The organism is Nakamurella antarctica (assembly GCF_003860405.1).
Taxonomy (GTDB): Bacteria; Actinomycetota; Actinomycetes; order Mycobacteriales; family Nakamurellaceae; genus Nakamurella; species Nakamurella antarctica.
The window spans coordinates 1,098,791-1,115,046 of the sequence record NZ_CP034170.1 but is presented as its reverse complement, the minus strand read 5'-3'; the positions used below and the strand labels follow the sequence as shown (position 1 = coordinate 1,115,046).

Below are 16,256 nucleotides of genomic sequence, written 5' to 3'. Positions count from 1 at the left end.
GCGCTATCCCGCCACGGTTTCGGCAGAGGCCAATTCGGTGGCATCGGCGGTAGGCGCGTCGTCCGACTCCATGGGAAGCCGCTCGCCCTTGAGGTAATCAAGCGATGCGCGAATAAAGGCACTAAATAGCGGATGTGGACGAGTCGGCCTGGACTTCAACTCGGGGTGCGCCTGGGTGGCAACGTAGAACGGGTGCAATTGCCGGTCCAGCTCAACGAACTCGACGAGGTGTCCGTCGGGCGAAGTACCGGAGATGTGCAGACCCGCCGCTTCTAACTGGGGACGGTAGGCGTTATTGACTTCGTAGCGATGGCGATGCCGCTCGGAAATCAGTGTGCTGCCGTAGATCTCGGCGACAAGCGAGCCTTCTGTGAGTGCCGCCGGGTAGGCACCCAGCCGCATGGTGCCACCCATATCTCGTTCGCCTGAGATGACGTCGGCTTGATCGGCCATGGTGGAAATCACGGGGTCCGCGGCGTTGGCGTCGAATTCAGCAGAGTTGGCGCCGCCAAGACCCGCCAGGTTGCGCGCGGTCTCGATGACCATGCACTGCAACCCCAGACACAGCCCCAACGTCGGGATCCGGTTGGTCCGCGCGTAGGTCAGAGCGCCCAGCTTGCCTTCAATCCCGCGGATACCGAATCCGCCCGGGACAAGAATGCCCTGCACGTCACCCAATGCTGCCGCTGCTCCCGCTGGCGTCAGAGCATCATCAGACGGAACCCACTTGATCTCCACCCGCGTGTGGTTATCGAAACCACCCGCACGGAGCGCCTCGGTCACCGACAGGTAAGCGTCTGGCAGGTCGATGTACTTACCCACCAAGGCAATTCGGACTGTCTCGGTGGGGTTGTGTACGCGGTCAAGCAAGTCGCCCCAAATTGTCCAGTCCACGTCGTGGAACGAGAGGTTCAGCCGCCGCACCACGTAGGCGTCGAGACCTTCGGTGTGCAGGACCTTGGGGATGTCGTAGATCGAGGCTGCGTCGGGGCACGAGACAACAGCCTCAAGATCCACGTCGCACATCATCGAAATTTTGGCTTTCATCCCCTCGGGGATGTCGCGGTCGCTGCGGCAGACCAACGCGTCGGGCTGGATACCGATATTGCGCAGTGCGGCCACGGAGTGCTGGGTCGGCTTGGTCTTTAATTCGCCGGAGGGCTTCAAGTAGGGAATCAGCGACACGTGTAGGAAGAAAACGTTGTCCCGGCCCAGGTCGTGCCGCACCTGGCGCGCTGCCTCGAGAAATGGCAGCGACTCGATATCGCCGACGGTACCGCCGATCTCGGTGATGACGACGTCGGGTTGACCGCCTTGCGAGTCGGGGGCCGACATCGCGAGCATCTGCTCTTTGATCTCGTTGGTGATGTGGGGAATTACCTGAACAGTGTCGCCCAGGTACTCACCGCGTCGCTCGCGGGCGATCACGCGCGAGTAGACCTTGCCCGTGGTGACGTTGGCGTCCGCCGTCAGGTTCCGGTCGAGAAAGCGCTCATAGTGACCGAGGTCTAGGTCGCATTCGGCTCCGTCTTCCGTCACGAACACCTCGCCGTGCTGGAACGGGTTCATCGTGCCCGGGTCCACGTTGATATAAGGGTCGAGCTTTTGCATTGTCACCCGCAAACCACGCGAGGTGAGGAGCTGGCCGAGGCTCGAAGCCGTCAGACCTTTCCCCAACGATGATGCCACCCCGCCGGTGACGAAGATGTGCTTTGTCGAACGCGCTGATGGCGCCAAGACGACTCCCGGATCCGTAAGAATGCGACGACCTTTTGGCAATCACTTACGGGGTTTCACCCTAACAGCCTATGAGAATTTATGGGCAGGCCGAGCTCGCAATCGGCGTGGCGAGGCCTTCGGATCAGGCCTGTGGCTACCAGGTCAGCACGATCTGTGACGAGTCTCTCGCGCGAGCCCGCCCGGTCGCCGTTGACGCCGCAGGCCCGGTTCGCTCGCGCGAAACCGGGCCTGCGGGCCTACAAGGAGATGGTTCAGGTTGCGAGGCTGGGAATCCGCGCCTGAGCGGTGACGTCGCTTCCGTATCGGCCCGCCTTGCCAAGGTCTTGCTCAGCAAGTCCGAGCACTGTGGCCAGCCTGCCAGAAGCCAGATCGACATCGTCGACGGTCGTCACGCTTGCACTATCCGCCGTGTCTGCACGGATGACGCCGACGGCGCCAGTCGGCGCTGTGGCACTCCCCTGCCGGCCCGCCAGCACCACACCGTTGGCGGTCGTCTTGAGCTGGGCTGCCAGCGAAGCAACCGCCGCAGCGCGATCACCCTCGGATCCGCCGGTCGCGGCGCCGCCTGTCAGCACCACCACCAGACGACCCGCTTTGAGAGCGCCCGACGATCGAATGAAACCAGCGGTTGTCAGCGCAGACATGGCTTGCGTCGCCTCTGCTTCGGTCGCCTTGCTGGAGCCGCTCTCGTCCGCCACCAAAATCAGACTTAACAGCGATCCCATCAAGGTCCCCACATCCTGTACTTCCGGAAGCTTCTGTCCCGCCGGGATATTCGACGTCACGAGGCTTCGTACTTCCTGAGCCCGTGAGGGGTCCGTGAAGTCTGCGGTGAGCTGCACTTGTGAGGCCAAGACTGCGCCCGCTTTGCCCAGCAGAGCGAGCACAGCGTCGCGGTCGGCGGAATTAGCGTCGGCGGTCGTAATGAGGACCACCGTCGGGCTCGGGCGAAATATCCCGCGGACGGCAACATCGCCCACTGCGGCAGCGATATCTTCCGAGGAAGCCGCTCCAGCGCTCAACGTAGCGTTTTCCTTCTTCAACGCATCGCGCTCAGCCGTCAACGAGTTGGCATCGCCTTGCAACCCCGCCAACAGGGGGGAACTGATCTTGGTCGCGCCGAGCACGATGCCCAAAGCCAGCGCCAAGAACACTGCAGCAAGCGAAACAATGTGGTACCGCATGGAAATCATCAGAAAAGTCCCTTAACCCAGGTGGTGAATTCGCTCCACCAATCCCGGAACAGATCGGCGTAGGTGCCGGAAACATCGGAAACCAGCAGTGCCACCACAATTGCGGTCGCCGCTGCCACGATCAACAACAAGACCGCCCACCAGGAAATCCTGGCCCGATAGAGCTTCGACACCGCAGCGGCCTCGACAACCTTGTTCGCAACGCGCATCCGAACCAGGAAGGTCGAGGCTGTGGAGCCGCGACCGCGATCAAGCAGGTCGGTCAAGGTGGTGCGCATACCCACCGTGACGATGAGGGCTGCCTCATGCGCATCCACCAGCAGCAGCGCCAGGTCTTCACTGGTGCCGCTAGCCGGGAACGTGACGGCGCCAATTCCCAGATCCTGGACACGCTCCAAACCCGGAGCGTGTCCGTCGGTGTGGGCTGGAATCACTACTTCGGCGCCGGCCGTCAGCGTCTCCGAGGAGATCGACTCCGGATTTCCCAGAATGAGATCAGGTTTGTAGCCCGCTTCACGAAGTGCGTCCGCTCCAGCGTCGATGCCGATGAGCACGGGCCGGTAGTCGGCGATGTACTTCTTGAGCCCCTTGAGCTCTTTCGCCGTCTCCGCCGAGGCGGAGACGAGAAGAACTTGGCGCTCCTTCAGATCGGTGGTGATATCGGGTATCCCCACACCGTCAAGCAGCAGTCCGCGTTCCCGCTTCATGTACTCAATCGCGTTGGCAGCAAACGCCTCTAGTTGCGCCGCCATACCGGTCTTGGCGTCGATCAAGAGGTCGGCAATTGCTTCCGGAGTCTGAACGGTGCCGGTGCCAATGATGTCCTCGCCCGCGTACAGCGTGCCTTCGTCGAGACGCACCTTTGCGCCGTCTTTCAGTCGCGAGAAGACTTTGTCGCCTATCTCGTCGACGAGAATGATGCCGGAGCTCACCAGAATCTCGGGACCGAGATTGGGGTACCGACCGGAAATCGACGGGGAGGCGTTGATCACCGCCGTCACACCGGCATGAACCAGTGCTTCGGCAGTCTTGCGATCAATGTCCATGTGGTCGATCACCACAATGTCGCCGTTACCTACACGGCTCAGCAAGGTGTCACTGCGCCGGGCAACTCGGGCGACGCCTGTGACTCCTGGCAACTCGCGGGACGCGCGTGACAAGAGTTTCATGCTCCGATGGTGACAGCTCTCCCCCTGTCTAGTGGGGAGATTCGTGGGCGCGTCCTGAAGAAAAGAAACCCCGGGTCAGGCCAGCACGTTAAAGCGGGGACGCCGGGTTCTTGGCCAACTTGCGCTTTGCGGGAACACCCGACTTGCTGACCGCCTCCCCCGCGTTAGCAGGTACGCGGCTTTCTACCCCCACTGCCGTGCGAGCATCTCGGGCAATCTGGGCACGCGCGGCCGAGAGAAGATCGGCTGCATGTGCGCGAGCTGTTGCCGTATCGGTGCCGCCGAGCATCCTGGCAAGTTCGGTTTCGCGGTCAGATCCGGTGGCCGCCCGAACAGACGAGGAGCGCACGGCCCCATCTTCCGTGGCATTGACTACTAGTTGCCGGTCGGCGAAGGCAGCGACCTGCGCAAGGTGGGTCACCACGATCACTTGGTGCGTACGACCCAACCGAGCCAAAAGCCGGCCGATTTCAGTAGCCGCCCTGCCGCCGACACCTGCGTCAACTTCATCAAAGACCAACGTGCCCACCGGTTCTGCCTCGGCCAGCACGACTTCAAGGGCGAGCATTACCCGGGAGAGTTCGCCACCGGAGGCGCCGCGCTGAAGTGGCAGTTCCGGTGCATCCGCATGCGATGTGAGAAGAATTTCGACGCTGTCGAGACCCTCCGGTCCCGCAAGAAGGTGCCTCTTCCCCACGGTCACGCTCTCCTCGTGGCTGACGGCGACTTCCTGCTGCGACACTCCGATCCGCAGGGTGGCCCGACCCATAGCCAGGTTCTCCAGCTCGGACGTCGCGAGCCGGCCCAATTTCGCTGCCGCGGCCGACCTGTGGGCGGTGAGCTCGGCTCCTACCTTCGCCACTTTGACCGCCTTTTCCTGCTGCAATTGGCGCAGCCCCTCCAACACCTCCTCCGAGCTATCCAGGTCTGCCAGTTCTTGTGCCGCCGCCGTTGACCAGCGCAGCACGTCGTCCACGTCGGAGCCATAACGCCGTGTCAGGGCCTTGAGTGCAGCCTGACGCGCTAGGAGCTCCTGTAGCCGCTCCGGATCTGCGTCTAAGTCCGCTAAGTACGCTGACAGCTCCATGGCAGCATCGGTCAATATTGCACTGGATTCCCGCAACCCTGCTGCGATCTGTTGTAAGCGCTCGTCGTCAGAGGATTCCAAAAGCTTGCGGGCGCTTTCAACCATCCCTACCGCCTGCGCCGCGTCGCTCATATCCTCGCCGCCCACCAACGACACCCTTGCCTCGTCGGCCGCCGAACGCAATGCGTCCGCGTTATCCAGACGTCGTGACTCTGCTGCGATCTCGCGGTCCTCTGCGGGGAGAGGGGCTATTTTGGCGATCTCCTCCAAACCCAACCGCAGCACCTGCTCGCGTTGCGCGCGTTCCTGAATCCGCGCGACCCGGTCCGCCAACTCCGCCCGCGCACTCAGCCACTCCTTCCGAAGCTGCCGGTACTGGCCGAGAAGATCGTGCAGCCCCGCATATCGGTCAAGGACCGCACGCTGCTGGGTTGGGCGCAGCAGGGTGATCGCCTCTGACTGGCCGTGGATCGCGAGAAGGGTGTCGATGGCCTCGGTCAATGACGCCACCGGCGCCGAGCGGCCACCAAGGTGAGCACGCGTACGCCCATCTGAGGACACGGTCCGAAGCGCAATCAGCGAACCGTCGTCGTCAAGTTGCCCGCCGGCCGCGGCCGCGATGGCGCCGGCTGCGCTGCCCTCCCCGACCTCGAAACGCGCTTCCACCGTTGTCTTCTCGGATCCGATCCGAACCCGCGCTGCGTCGCCTCTACCGCCCGCGATTAGCCCGAGCGCAGTGACGACCATCGTTTTCCCCGCGCCGGTTTCGCCCGTCACCACGGTCAACCCCGAATGCAACTCCAAGACTGCGTCATCGATGACGCCTAGGCCTGTGATCCGGAGTTCTGTCAGCACCATTTCAACGTAGTACACCAGATCGAATAACGCGCTGGTCTACGTCCAAGTGTTGACAACCTAACGCCGTTTATCGCGCCATCCCTGAACGGGCAGCGAGAACTTTCGAGCCAATCGTGTCGAGAAGCGCTGCTCCCCTAGCCGCACCATTTTTACGGCCTGCTCGCCCCGACGCACTAACACTCGCGCTCCAGCGGGAACCTGGAGGATTCGTCTGCCGTCGCATGCCAAGACTGCAGCATGTCCCAACGGATCAATGTGTAGGCCTATTTCTACGTCCGGCGCGACCACCAGCGGCCGAGCAAAAAGTGCGTGCGCATTTGATGGAACCAGCAGCAACGCCTCCACCGATGGCCACAGGATGGGGCCTCCTGCCGAGAAGGCGTACGCCGTCGAGCCTGTGGGAGTGGCAATCAAAACTCCGTCGCAGCCGTAGGCCGACACTCCATGCCCGTCAACTTCAACGACCACGTCGAGAATGCGTTCACGCGTTGCTTTCTCGAGACTCACTTCGTTCAGCGCCCAACCGGTACCGATTACTTCGCCGTGGTGCTCAACGACTGCCTCCACCGTCATCCGGCTACTCACCGAGTAGTCATGAGAGCAAATGGCATCCACCACGGCGTCGACCTCGTCGGCATCGGCCTCCGCCAGAAACCCGACCCTGCCCAGGTTAATCCCTAAAATTGGGGACCCGATAGCGCGCGCTACCTCCGCGGCTCGCAGCAATGTTCCATCCCCGCCCATGGCCAGCACGAGTTCTACCGACTGGGCTGGTACTCCAATTGCGGCCAGTCCCAGCGCTTCGTCCTCCCCAGGGAGCGCCACCAGGTCGACGCCCGCTGCCGCCAGTCTGTCCTTCGCGTGGGTAGCCAACTCTTCGATGTCCCTGCGGCCGGTGTGCGCAACCAGGAGCACTCTGCGGCCGGTATCGGTAGTGGTCACGAGGGTCCCTGTCGCACAGCGGTTTCCACCATTTCGAGAACAGCTTGGGGTTCGATGGGGGTGTCTTTTCGGAGGTGAATGAAGAACTCAACATTGCCGCTGGGTCCGGGCAGAGGGGACGCCACGACACCGGCGAGGCCAAGGCCAATCGACGCCGCGGAGGTCACCACATGCACTACAGCTCCCGCCCGCAAAGCAGGGTCTCGGACAACACCACCTGCGCCGAGGCGGTCCTTGCCTACCTCGAATTGAGGTTTCACCATCAGCACGAGATCCCCTTCATCAGTGACGCATCCCGTCAGCGCTGGTAGCACCAGCGTCAACGAGATAAACGATAGGTCTGCCACTACGAGATCTACTGTGCCGCCAATAATTTCAGGTGTAAGAGTCCGCACGTTAGTGCGGTCATGGATGACCACACGGTCATCGGTTTGCAGCTTCCACACCAGCTGACCGTATCCAACGTCCGCGCAAACCACCTGGGTCGCTCCGCGCCGCAGCAGCACGTCGGTGAAACCTCCCGTCGAGGCGCCCGCGTCCAAGCAACGCGCACCGGCCACTTGCACCGTGGTGAATTTGTCGAGCGCGCCGATCAATTTGTGGGCTCCTCGAGAGGCCCAGTTCTCATCGGTCTGGTCATCGGTCACCAGCAACGCGTCGCCTGGCGCTACTGCGGTAGCCGGTTTCGTCGCCTTCTGGCCGGAGACGCTCACCCGACCCTCATGAACAAGGTCCGCGGCGTGTTCCCTGGACCTGGCCAATCCACGACGTACCAGCTCGGCATCCAACCGAGCACGACGCACCTAACGCTCCCCTCTGCCGGCAGGGAAACTGCGATGGCTCGGCGTGTTCCGGGCGGCCTTCTGCCCAAGGGAAACATGTTGGCCGACCTCTGTGTTCGATACCGCTCTGTTTGATACCTCTGTGTTCGATACAGTCGCCGCCAGCGCTGCGGTCAGGCCAGCATGGATGCGCGCGAAGACTGGCACTTGGTCTTGGAGTGAAAGGTCAGCTAGTGCTGCCAAGTCTTCGTCGATTCCGGTGAACGGATTCATCTCATGCGGCCTGGGGTCCACGCCTTGCCCTTTCTCGGATGTCGAGTCTCGCATCGTCAATCTGTCGGTCACACGACGAATTAATGTCGCCATCGTTGAGCAAACTTGGTGAAGCACCCACGGTATCTGACGGTGTGACCCCGACAGATCTGAAGGTGTGGTCCGGGTGGCAGTGCTGTGTTAAGGCGCTGCGGACCCCGTGAACTGGTCAGCACCGATTCCCAACCGCGCCAGTGCCACGGATGCCCTTTCATCACCCGCAGTCACCGCTGACACCCGGGTGTTCCATGCGACCTGTGCCAACGCCGCTAGAGCATGCAGCGCCGCATTGTCTTGAGCTCTATCGGAAGAATCGGCGCCAGCGCTTGCCACGGCCCTCAGGATAAGTGTGTCGTCGTGCTCATCCACCTGCCACCCTGCACCTCCTCCGAGCACCTCCACCACTGCGTGCGAATCGACCAACCCGCGCATGTCGAAGCTGACAAAGGTCGGACGGCGCGCGGGCGATGCGGTGAGTAAATCGGCGGGGCTGCTTACTCCGGTAAACACCAGAAGCCCAGCAACACCAGCAGACACGGCAGCCTCGATATCAGTGTCCAGACGATCGCCCACCACCAGCGGGGCAACAGAGGCCGATCGGAGGATGGCCTCGTCAATCATTGCCCGAGCTGGTTTCCCTGCCACCCTGGGATGGCAGTCCGTGGCCGCCATTAGCGCGGCAACCATTGCGCCGTTACCAGGGAGCAATCCCCGATCCGTGGGGAGCGTGGTGTCGACATTTGCCGCAACCCAGTCCGCGCCAGCTCGTATCGCCACACAGGCCTCAGCAAGCATCGCCCATCCCGTGTCCGGCGAGTGGCCCTGCACTACCGCAACAACGTCCGCGTTCGCCTCTCGTACGGGAACGAGGCCTGCCGCAGCAACCTCGTCAGCCAGGTAGGGAGCTCCGACGACAAGGACCACCGACCCCGGAGGATGCCGCTGAACCAGTAGGGCAGTTGCCGCTTGCGGCGACGTCAGGACATCGTCTTGAGTTAACGTGAGCCCCATTTCGCGGAGTTGAGCCGCCACGACTGCAGGTGGCCGCGAGGCATTGTTCGTCACGTACATAGGGCGGGACCCCGAAGCTAACACCGTTTTGAGGGTGTCAGCCACGAAGGGGATGGGTCGGTGCCCGAGGTACACAGTGCCATCGAGGTCGAGCAAAATGGCGTCGAAGTTATCTGCCAGTCCGCTCATTCAGCTACCGTCGAGTCCCCAGCCGCCGTCGCCCCATAACTGCCCGGAGCGTCGGAGAACAGCGGGATTGACAGGGTTGCGTCCGAACCCGCTACAGCAGGATGCTCCCGTTCTGCAGCATTCACGATGTGTGAGGGTGCCGCATGGTCGGTCGCCTCTTGGTGGATGTCGTTGCTGATCGCAGGGTCTGCGTCGCTGTTGTCGCCATTCGATGAGTCTTGATGAAAATCATCAACCACAGCTGACTCCTCACCTGCTGACTCCTCGTCAGGCGTCGAAGATTTGCCTTCTCGACCTGCACTGCCGGCGACCGCTGCTCCGGTCTCTCGAACGTCAGGCAAGGCTGGCCCGCTATCAGCCCCACCCATCGCCGCGAGCGCCGCGTCCGCTTCCTCCCGAGCCTCGAGCAATTCGGCAATGCGATCAGGCGCGTCAGTCTCCTCATCGAAGTCGGCGTCGTTGGCGCGGATGAACCACTCCAAAGCCTCTTCGTTCCGTTCTGCCTCGATCAACAAATCTGCATAGGCGTAATAGAGCCGCGCGCTGAAGCTTTCAGGCTTGGCAAGATCGAAACCGCTACCTTGATGAAGGTGCGCAAGTGCGGCGTCCAGTTGACCCATGTCCGCCCTCGCTCCTGCAACTACGATGCGCAGTTCCGCCGCACCCTCAGCGTCAAGCTGTAGGGCTTCGTCGCTTCGGGCGAGTTCTAGAGCGCGTTCCGGATTACCTTGAGCGCGCTCGCAATCTGCCAGGATTGCAACGTGCCCAGGCCCCCCGCCCATCCGGCGTGCGGCCCGCAGTTCTGAAATTGCCTCGGCCCATTCTCCCGCGCGGTAGGCGACCAAACCGACCGTCTCTCGAACCACCGCGATCCTGCCGCCTTTCGAGCGAGCAGCTCGCGCATGACGCCACGCTAATTCAGGGTCCTCCTCCGATAGACCGGTGGCCGCGACCATGTGAACGGCGACAAATTCAGCGCCTTCCTTACTCAGACCGCGAAGGTCGCGCATTATTTCTTTATCTAATTCACCAGGGGCAGCCCATTCAGGCAGTTCCGGCCAGTTCTCGTTAATGTCTTCATCGCGAATGCGAGATCCGCGCTCTTGCGCTCGACGCTGACCCCGATCGCCACGATCTTCAGGCGCGTAAGGCTCACGGAGAGGACGCTCCTTAAAAGGGACGTGAGCGTCGCGCTGATCGCGACGGTAAGCGTGGGGTTCCCGCTCCTGGAAGGTTTCTTGCGGTACCTGGAAGCTACGGGGTGAATCCGCAGTCGCGGCAAAGCTTTGGCTCAAGTCGCCGCCGAAAGGGGTCCGAGGTGCGCGAGCTTGTTCGTCACCGACAGACCGGTCCTTGGGGGCTTGACGGTCTTGGGGCGCTGGTCGCCCCTCCCGTACAGCTCGGTCCTCGCGTGGCTCTCGCTCCTGCCACGGCACGTGGCTCTCACGCGGTGACCGCTCCTTACGTGCGACGCGATCCTGCTGCGGTCCTCGGTCATCTCGGGGCGAACGGTCCTGCCACGGAGCGCGTGCAGCGCGATCATCAGAACGGCCCCGAGGGGCCCCATCCTCACTGCGAGGCGCACCTGCTTGGCCTTTGAACCCGCCGGTCGTAGAGTCTTGCCGCGGTCCTCGGTCATCACGAGGTGGCCGCGAGTCACGCTGGGGTCGGACGGAGTAACTCGAAGCGCCGCGGTAACCGCCTGCGCCACCGTCACGGCCACCGCTGCGATCGGAGTAGGAGCTCCCGCCGGTCGGACGATCGCCGTCACGTCGCGGCCGGTCGTTAAAACCTTCACTTCGACCGCGGTAACCAGATCCCTCGCTGCCCCGCCCGGTCGAGTTACTGCCATGGGAGTTGCTACGGCCGGCGCCCGCACCACCCTCGCGCCGGAACCCGCCGCCATCGCCTGCCTGACCACGGTCAAATCCGCTCCTTGCGCCAAAACCTGGCCGGTCATCGCCGCGATTGGAAGTGTTTGTGCCTCGATATCCACCGCCGTCGCCATCACGGCGCGGGGCTCGCTCCGCACCGAAGGGGTGAGGGGCCCGGTCATCAATCGACTCGCGCCCTTGACGCCCGTTTGTCCCCCTGTACCCGCCTGCACCTGCGTCCTGTCCGCGGGTTCCAGTCGGGCGATCGCCATCGCGTCGCGGGCCGTTCGCTCTCTCGCCGAATCCCCTACTGGGGGCTGACCGATCACCACCTCGGGGCTTGTCCGCACCCCGCGCAGATGCCCCGGCTGGGTAGCCAGCAGATTCCGGTCGGCTGCCGCTATCACGCCGGAATCCGCCATCGGCGGATTGGCCAGTATTCCGCCCGTCCGGGTTGACGTCCCGGTACCCATTGGCCCGCGCGACACCTTGGCGACCATCTCGCTGATCGGGTGCACGGTAACTACCGCTAGTGCGATCGTCACGCCCAGCGCCAGCTCCGCGGTAGCCGCCACCCGAACGATCATCACGGCCGCCGGAAGCCCCGCGGTATCCCCCGGTTGCGCCAGAACCACCACGATATCCGCCTGCAGCGCGATCGCTATCGCGAGCACCCGATCCTCGATACCCGCCGCCGTCGTTACTGCGGGCGTCGGTGTCATCGCGCCGTGGCCGAAAGCCCGAGTCGCGGGGTGACCCCGTTTGACCACCAAACGACGAGCGAGCACCGTCACCTCTACCGGACTGCCACCTTTCGCCCTGGCCCCTGTCGACAGTGGGGCGGTCACCAGTGGGTCGGTCGGCACTCGAGCGGTCGGCGCTAGGGCGGTCGTAGCTGGGCCTGTCGTTGTTGGAGCTTCGCGCCTGGTAGCCGCCGCTCGGGCGATCGTCACGATCGCGTCGGGCACGATCACCCTTGTTTTTGTCGAAGGGGCTCATAGCACTTCACTCCTGAACTTTCTGCCAGCACTGTTGATTTAAGACTTCTGACGACCCTGATACAGATCGATGTCTGGGTCTATCTTGCACCCGCGGTACCCGCAGGATGCCGTTGGTGACGCTCACTAGCCTCACCGAGACTGGACGTGGAACACCATCGCCGAGCGCGGAAACTAGACCGCCTTGACGCTACACACCCGAAGTGGGAACTCCCAGCGAAACTGGCATCTTACCCACTGAGCCTTGAAAAGTTCGCTGAGGGTTTCTCACCGCATTCCAAGGATGACGTTGGTGTTTTTGGGTGCAAAAAAGGGGAAACCACGTGGTGGTTTCCCCTTTTTTGGGAATGTTTGTCCGGCAGCGTCCTACTCTCCCACACCCTGGCGGGTGCAGTACCATCGGCGCTGTAGGGCTTAGCTTCCGGGTTCGGAATGGGACCGGGCGTTTCCCCTACGCTATGACTGCCGTAACTTTGCGAAAACATTGTGAGAGTGTTTTTTTGGGCACCCACCCACACGGTCAAGTGTGAAAGGTGGGTGCTTCGCTCTGTGTTTTCAGAGCTGCACAGTGGACGCGTAGCATTTTTGTGGTAAGTCCTCGGCCTATTAGTACTGGTCAGCTGCACACCTTGCGGTGCTTCCACTTCCAGCCTATCAACCCGGTGGTCTAGCCGGGGGCCTTAACCCACATGGGGTGGGAGTTCTCATCTTGAAACAGGCTTCCCGCTTAGATGCTTTCAGCGGTTATCCCTTCCGAACGTAGCCAACCAGCCGTGCTCCTGGTGGAACAACTGGCACACCAGAGGTTCGTCCGTCCCGGTCCTCTCGTACTAGGGACAGCCTTTCTCAAAACTCCTGCGCGCGCGGCGGATAGGGACCGAACTGTCTCACGACGTTCTAAACCCAGCTCGCGTGCCGCTTTAATGGGCGAACAGCCCAACCCTTGGGACCTACTCCAGCCCCAGGATGCGACGAGCCGACATCGAGGTGCCAAACCATGCCGTCGATATGGACTCTTGGGCAAGATCAGCCTGTTATCCCCGGGGTACCTTTTATCCGTTGAGCGACACCCCTTCCACAAGGTGGTGCCGGATCACTAGTCCCGACTTTCGTCCCTGCTCGAGATGTCCCTCTCGCAGTCAAGCTCCCTTGTGCACTTACACTCGAAACCTGATTACCAACCAGGCTGAGGGAACCTTTGGGCGCCTCCGTTACTCTTTAGGAGGCAACCGCCCCAGTTAAACTACCCACCAGGCACTGTCCCTGATCCAGATCATGGACCTAAGTTAGATATTCAGTACAATCAGAGTGGTATTTCAACGTTGACTCCACAATTACTGGCGTAATCGCTTCACAGTCTCCCACCTATCCTACACAAATTGAACCAAACACCAATACCAAGCTGTAGTAAAGGTCCCGGGGTCTTTCCGTCCTGCCGCGCGTAACGAGCATCTTTACTCGTAGTGCAATTTCGCCGAGCCTATGGTTGAGACAGTAGGGAAGTCGTTACGCCATTCGTGCAGGTCGGAACTTACCCGACAAGGAATTTCGCTACCTTAGGATGGTTATAGTTACCACCGCCGTTTACTGGGGCTTAAATTCTCAGCTTCACCACCGAAGTAGTTGACCGGTCCTCTTAACCTTCCAGCACCGGGCAGGCGTCAGTCCATATACGTCGTCTTGCGACTTAGCATGGACCTGTGTTTTTAGTAAACAGTCGCTTCCCCCTGGTCTCTGCGGCCGGACACCGCTAACCCGCATGGGATTTCACAGCACCCGGCCCCCCTTCTCCCGAAGTTACGGGGGTATTTTGCCGAGTTCCTTAACCATAGTTCGCTCGAGCACCTTGGTATTCTCTACCTGACCACCTGTGTCGGTTTGGGGTACGGGCCGCTAGAACCTCGCTAGAAGCTTTTCTCGACAGCATAGGATCACGCTACTTCGCCTCAATCGGCTATGCATCAGGTCTCAGGATTAATGTTCCAACGGATTTGCCTATCAGAACTCCCTACACCCTTACACCAGTATTACCACTGACTGGCGGCGCTACCTTCCTGTGTCACTCCATCGCTTAACTACTAGAAATTAGGGTCACGCGCTCCACGTCGCCATCACCCGAAGGATCCAACTAGCTTTGGGCGTTTAGCATCAAATCGTTCGCCATGGGCGGTTCTTCGCGGGTACCGGAATATCAACCGGTTGTCCATCGACTACGCCTGTCGGCCTCGCCTTAGGTCCCGACTTACCCTGGGCGGATTAGCCTGGCCCAGGAACCCTTGGTCATTCGGTGGGGGAGTTTCTCACTCCCCATTCGCTACTCATGCCTGCATTCTCACTCGTGTGGGCTCCACAACTGGATCACTCCGCTGCTTCACTGCCCACACGACGCTCCCCTACCCATCCACACGACTGCACCCCAACAAGTTGAGGCGGATCTGTATGTGTGAATGCCGCGGTTTCGGTGGTGTGCTTGAGCCCCGCTACATTGTCGGCGCGGAATCACTTGACCAGTGAGCTATTACGCACTCTTTAAAGGGTGGCTGCTTCTAAGCCAACCTCCTGGTTGTCTGGGCGACTCCACATCCTTTCCCACTTAGCACACGCTTAGGGACCTTAACCGGCGATCTGGGCTGTTTCCCTCTCGACTATGAAGCTTAGCCCCCACAGTCTCACTGCCGCGCTCTCACTTACCGGCATTCGGAGTTTGGTTGATTTCGGTAAGCTTGTAGGCCCCCTAGACCATCCAGTGCTCTACCTCCGGTAAGAAACACGCGACGCTGCACCTAAATGCATTTCGGGGAGAACCAGCTATCACGAAGTTTGATTGGCCTTTCACCCCTACCCACAGCTCATCCCCTCCATTTTCAACTGAAGTGGGTTCGGACCTCCACGTGCTCTTACACACGCTTCATCCTGGCCATGGGTAGATCACTTCGCTTCGGGTCTAGAGCATGCGACTCAGGTCGCCCTATTCGGACTCGCTTTCGCTACGGCTTCCCCACACGGGTTAACCTCGCCACATACCACTAACTCGCAGGCTCATTCTTCAAAAGGCACGCCGTCACAACCAACAAGTTGCTCGCTCCGACGGATTGTAAGCACACGGTTTCAGGTACTATTTCACTCCCCTCCCGGGGTACTTTTCACCTTTCCCTCACGGTACTAGTCCGCTATCGGTCATTAGGTAGTATTTAGGCTTAGCGGGTGGTCCCGCCAGATTCACAGCGAATTTCACGGGCTCGCTGCTACTTGGGATCCCACTCGGGAGAAACAGTGCTTTCGGCTACGGGGATCTCACCCTCTACGTCTGGATTTTCCAAACCATTCGCCTAACACCATAATTTTTTACTCCCTGCAAAGGCGGCAGCCTCCACTGAATGGTCCCACGACCCCCAACATGCAACACCTGCCGGCTATCACACACATCAGGTTTAGCCTCATCCGCTTTCGCTCGCCACTACTCACGGAATCGCGGTTGCTTTCTCTTCCTGTGGGTACTGAGATGTTTCACTTCCCCACGTTCCCTCCACAAGCCCTATATATTCAGGCCAGGGTGACAAGACATGACTCCTGCCGGGTTCCCCCATTCGGAAATCCTCGGATCTCAGCTCGGTTGACAGCTCCCCGAGGCTTATCGCAGCCTCCTACGTCCTTCATCGGCTCCTAATGCCTAGGCATCCACCGTGTGCCCTTATTAACTTGACCACAAAGATGCTCGCGTCCACTGTGCAGTTCTCAAAAAACAGACGAACCCAACCCCAACAGCACCACCAGCACACACAAACCCCCACCCCACAAAGGGAAAAGGACAGTATGTCGATGTGACACGTAGGTTGGCCCGAGAAACAACAAACAAAAACCCCGCCGCCACAAGTGGCATTGGGAAAGTTCCTGTTTATTCTTTCAGGACCCAACAGCGTACCTACGAAACCCCCCGGCCAACACTGCCCGTTCCTGAAACCCCCTGCAAGCAGAAGAGCTCCTGTACTAGACACAGATTGAACTACGAGAAATCCCGAACTAGTCAGCGTCCACCCATGAGCACCACCACAACACGAACGGTTGCGAAATGGCGTCCTGTACCAACACACACACAACGAA

At 60.9% G+C, this 16,256-nt stretch carries 10 protein-coding genes and 2 rRNA genes; all 12 read right to left on the bottom strand.

Features of this window, described 5'->3' with window-relative positions:
* Positions 1-3 precede the first annotated feature (3 nt).
* The 12 genes from EH165_RS04865 to EH165_RS04815 all read right to left on the bottom strand — a co-directional run bounded on the left by EH165_RS04865 (position 4) and on the right by EH165_RS04815 (position 15,860).
* Complete coding sequence (locus EH165_RS04865; protein WP_124800300.1) at positions 4-1,737, bottom strand: CTP synthase; 1,734 nt, start codon at positions 1,735-1,737, stop codon at positions 4-6.
* Positions 1,738-1,991: 254 nt separating this feature from the next.
* Positions 1,992-2,933: a copper transporter gene (locus EH165_RS04860; protein WP_124798272.1), complete on the bottom strand. Its 942-nt coding sequence runs from the start codon at positions 2,931-2,933 to the stop codon at positions 1,992-1,994.
* Positions 2,933-4,102, bottom strand: a complete 1,170-nt coding sequence (steA, locus tag EH165_RS04855) for a putative cytokinetic ring protein SteA (RefSeq protein ID WP_124798271.1) — start codon at positions 4,100-4,102, stop codon at positions 2,933-2,935. Before steA ends, EH165_RS04860 begins: the two co-directional genes overlap by 1 nt.
* A gap of 88 nt (positions 4,103-4,190) precedes the next feature.
* On the bottom strand, positions 4,191-6,047 hold the full coding sequence (gene recN / locus EH165_RS04850; protein ID WP_239020704.1) for a DNA repair protein RecN: 1,857 nt from the start codon (positions 6,045-6,047) through the stop codon (positions 4,191-4,193).
* A 57-nt stretch (positions 6,048-6,104) separates the two neighbouring features.
* The gene (locus tag EH165_RS04845; protein ID WP_124798270.1) at positions 6,105-6,989 is read right to left on the bottom strand and encodes an NAD kinase; all 885 of its coding nucleotides are present in this window, start codon (positions 6,987-6,989) and stop codon (positions 6,105-6,107) included.
* A complete protein-coding gene (locus EH165_RS04840) occupies positions 6,986-7,792 on the bottom strand; it encodes a TlyA family RNA methyltransferase (RefSeq protein ID WP_124798269.1) in 807 nt (268 codons plus the stop codon). Before EH165_RS04840 ends, EH165_RS04845 begins: the two co-directional genes overlap by 4 nt.
* Before the next feature lie 432 nt (positions 7,793-8,224).
* Positions 8,225-9,283: an HAD-IIA family hydrolase gene (locus EH165_RS04835; RefSeq protein ID WP_124798268.1), complete on the bottom strand. Its 1,059-nt coding sequence runs from the start codon at positions 9,281-9,283 to the stop codon at positions 8,225-8,227.
* Positions 9,280-10,293, bottom strand: coding sequence for a tetratricopeptide repeat protein (locus EH165_RS04830; RefSeq protein WP_124798267.1), 1,014 nt, complete (start codon positions 10,291-10,293; stop codon positions 9,280-9,282). The genes EH165_RS04835 and EH165_RS04830 overlap by 4 nt, the downstream gene beginning before the upstream one ends.
* A gap of 11 nt (positions 10,294-10,304) precedes the next feature.
* Positions 10,305-10,439: a hypothetical protein gene (locus EH165_RS16450; RefSeq protein WP_277870525.1), complete on the bottom strand. Its 135-nt coding sequence runs from the start codon at positions 10,437-10,439 to the stop codon at positions 10,305-10,307.
* Positions 10,440-10,574: 135 nt separating this feature from the next.
* Positions 10,575-12,131: a hypothetical protein gene (locus EH165_RS04825; RefSeq protein WP_124798266.1), complete on the bottom strand. Its 1,557-nt coding sequence runs from the start codon at positions 12,129-12,131 to the stop codon at positions 10,575-10,577.
* 377 nt (positions 12,132-12,508) lie between these two features.
* A 5S ribosomal RNA gene (rrf, locus tag EH165_RS04820) occupies positions 12,509-12,625 on the bottom strand.
* Between the two features lie 117 nt (positions 12,626-12,742).
* Positions 12,743-15,860 (bottom strand): 23S ribosomal RNA (locus EH165_RS04815).
* Positions 15,861-16,256: the final 396 nt, after the last annotated feature.

Bases quoted from the DNA above. Each gene is read 5' to 3' on its own strand.
- EH165_RS04860 (WP_124798272.1), bottom strand. From the start codon at position 2,933: ATGATTTCCATGCGGTACCACATTGTTTCGCTTGCTGCAGTGTTCTTG.
- steA (WP_124798271.1), bottom strand. From the start codon at position 4,102: ATGAAACTCTTGTCACGCGCGTCCCGCGAGTTGCCAGGAGTCACAGGC.
- recN (WP_239020704.1), bottom strand. From the start codon at position 6,047: ATGGTGCTGACAGAACTCCGGATCACAGGCCTAGGCGTCATCGATGAC.
- EH165_RS04835 (WP_124798268.1), bottom strand. From the start codon at position 9,283: ATGAGCGGACTGGCAGATAACTTCGACGCCATTTTGCTCGACCTCGAT.
- EH165_RS04830 (WP_124798267.1), bottom strand. From the start codon at position 10,293: ATGCGCGACCTTCGCGGTCTGAGTAAGGAAGGCGCTGAATTTGTCGCC.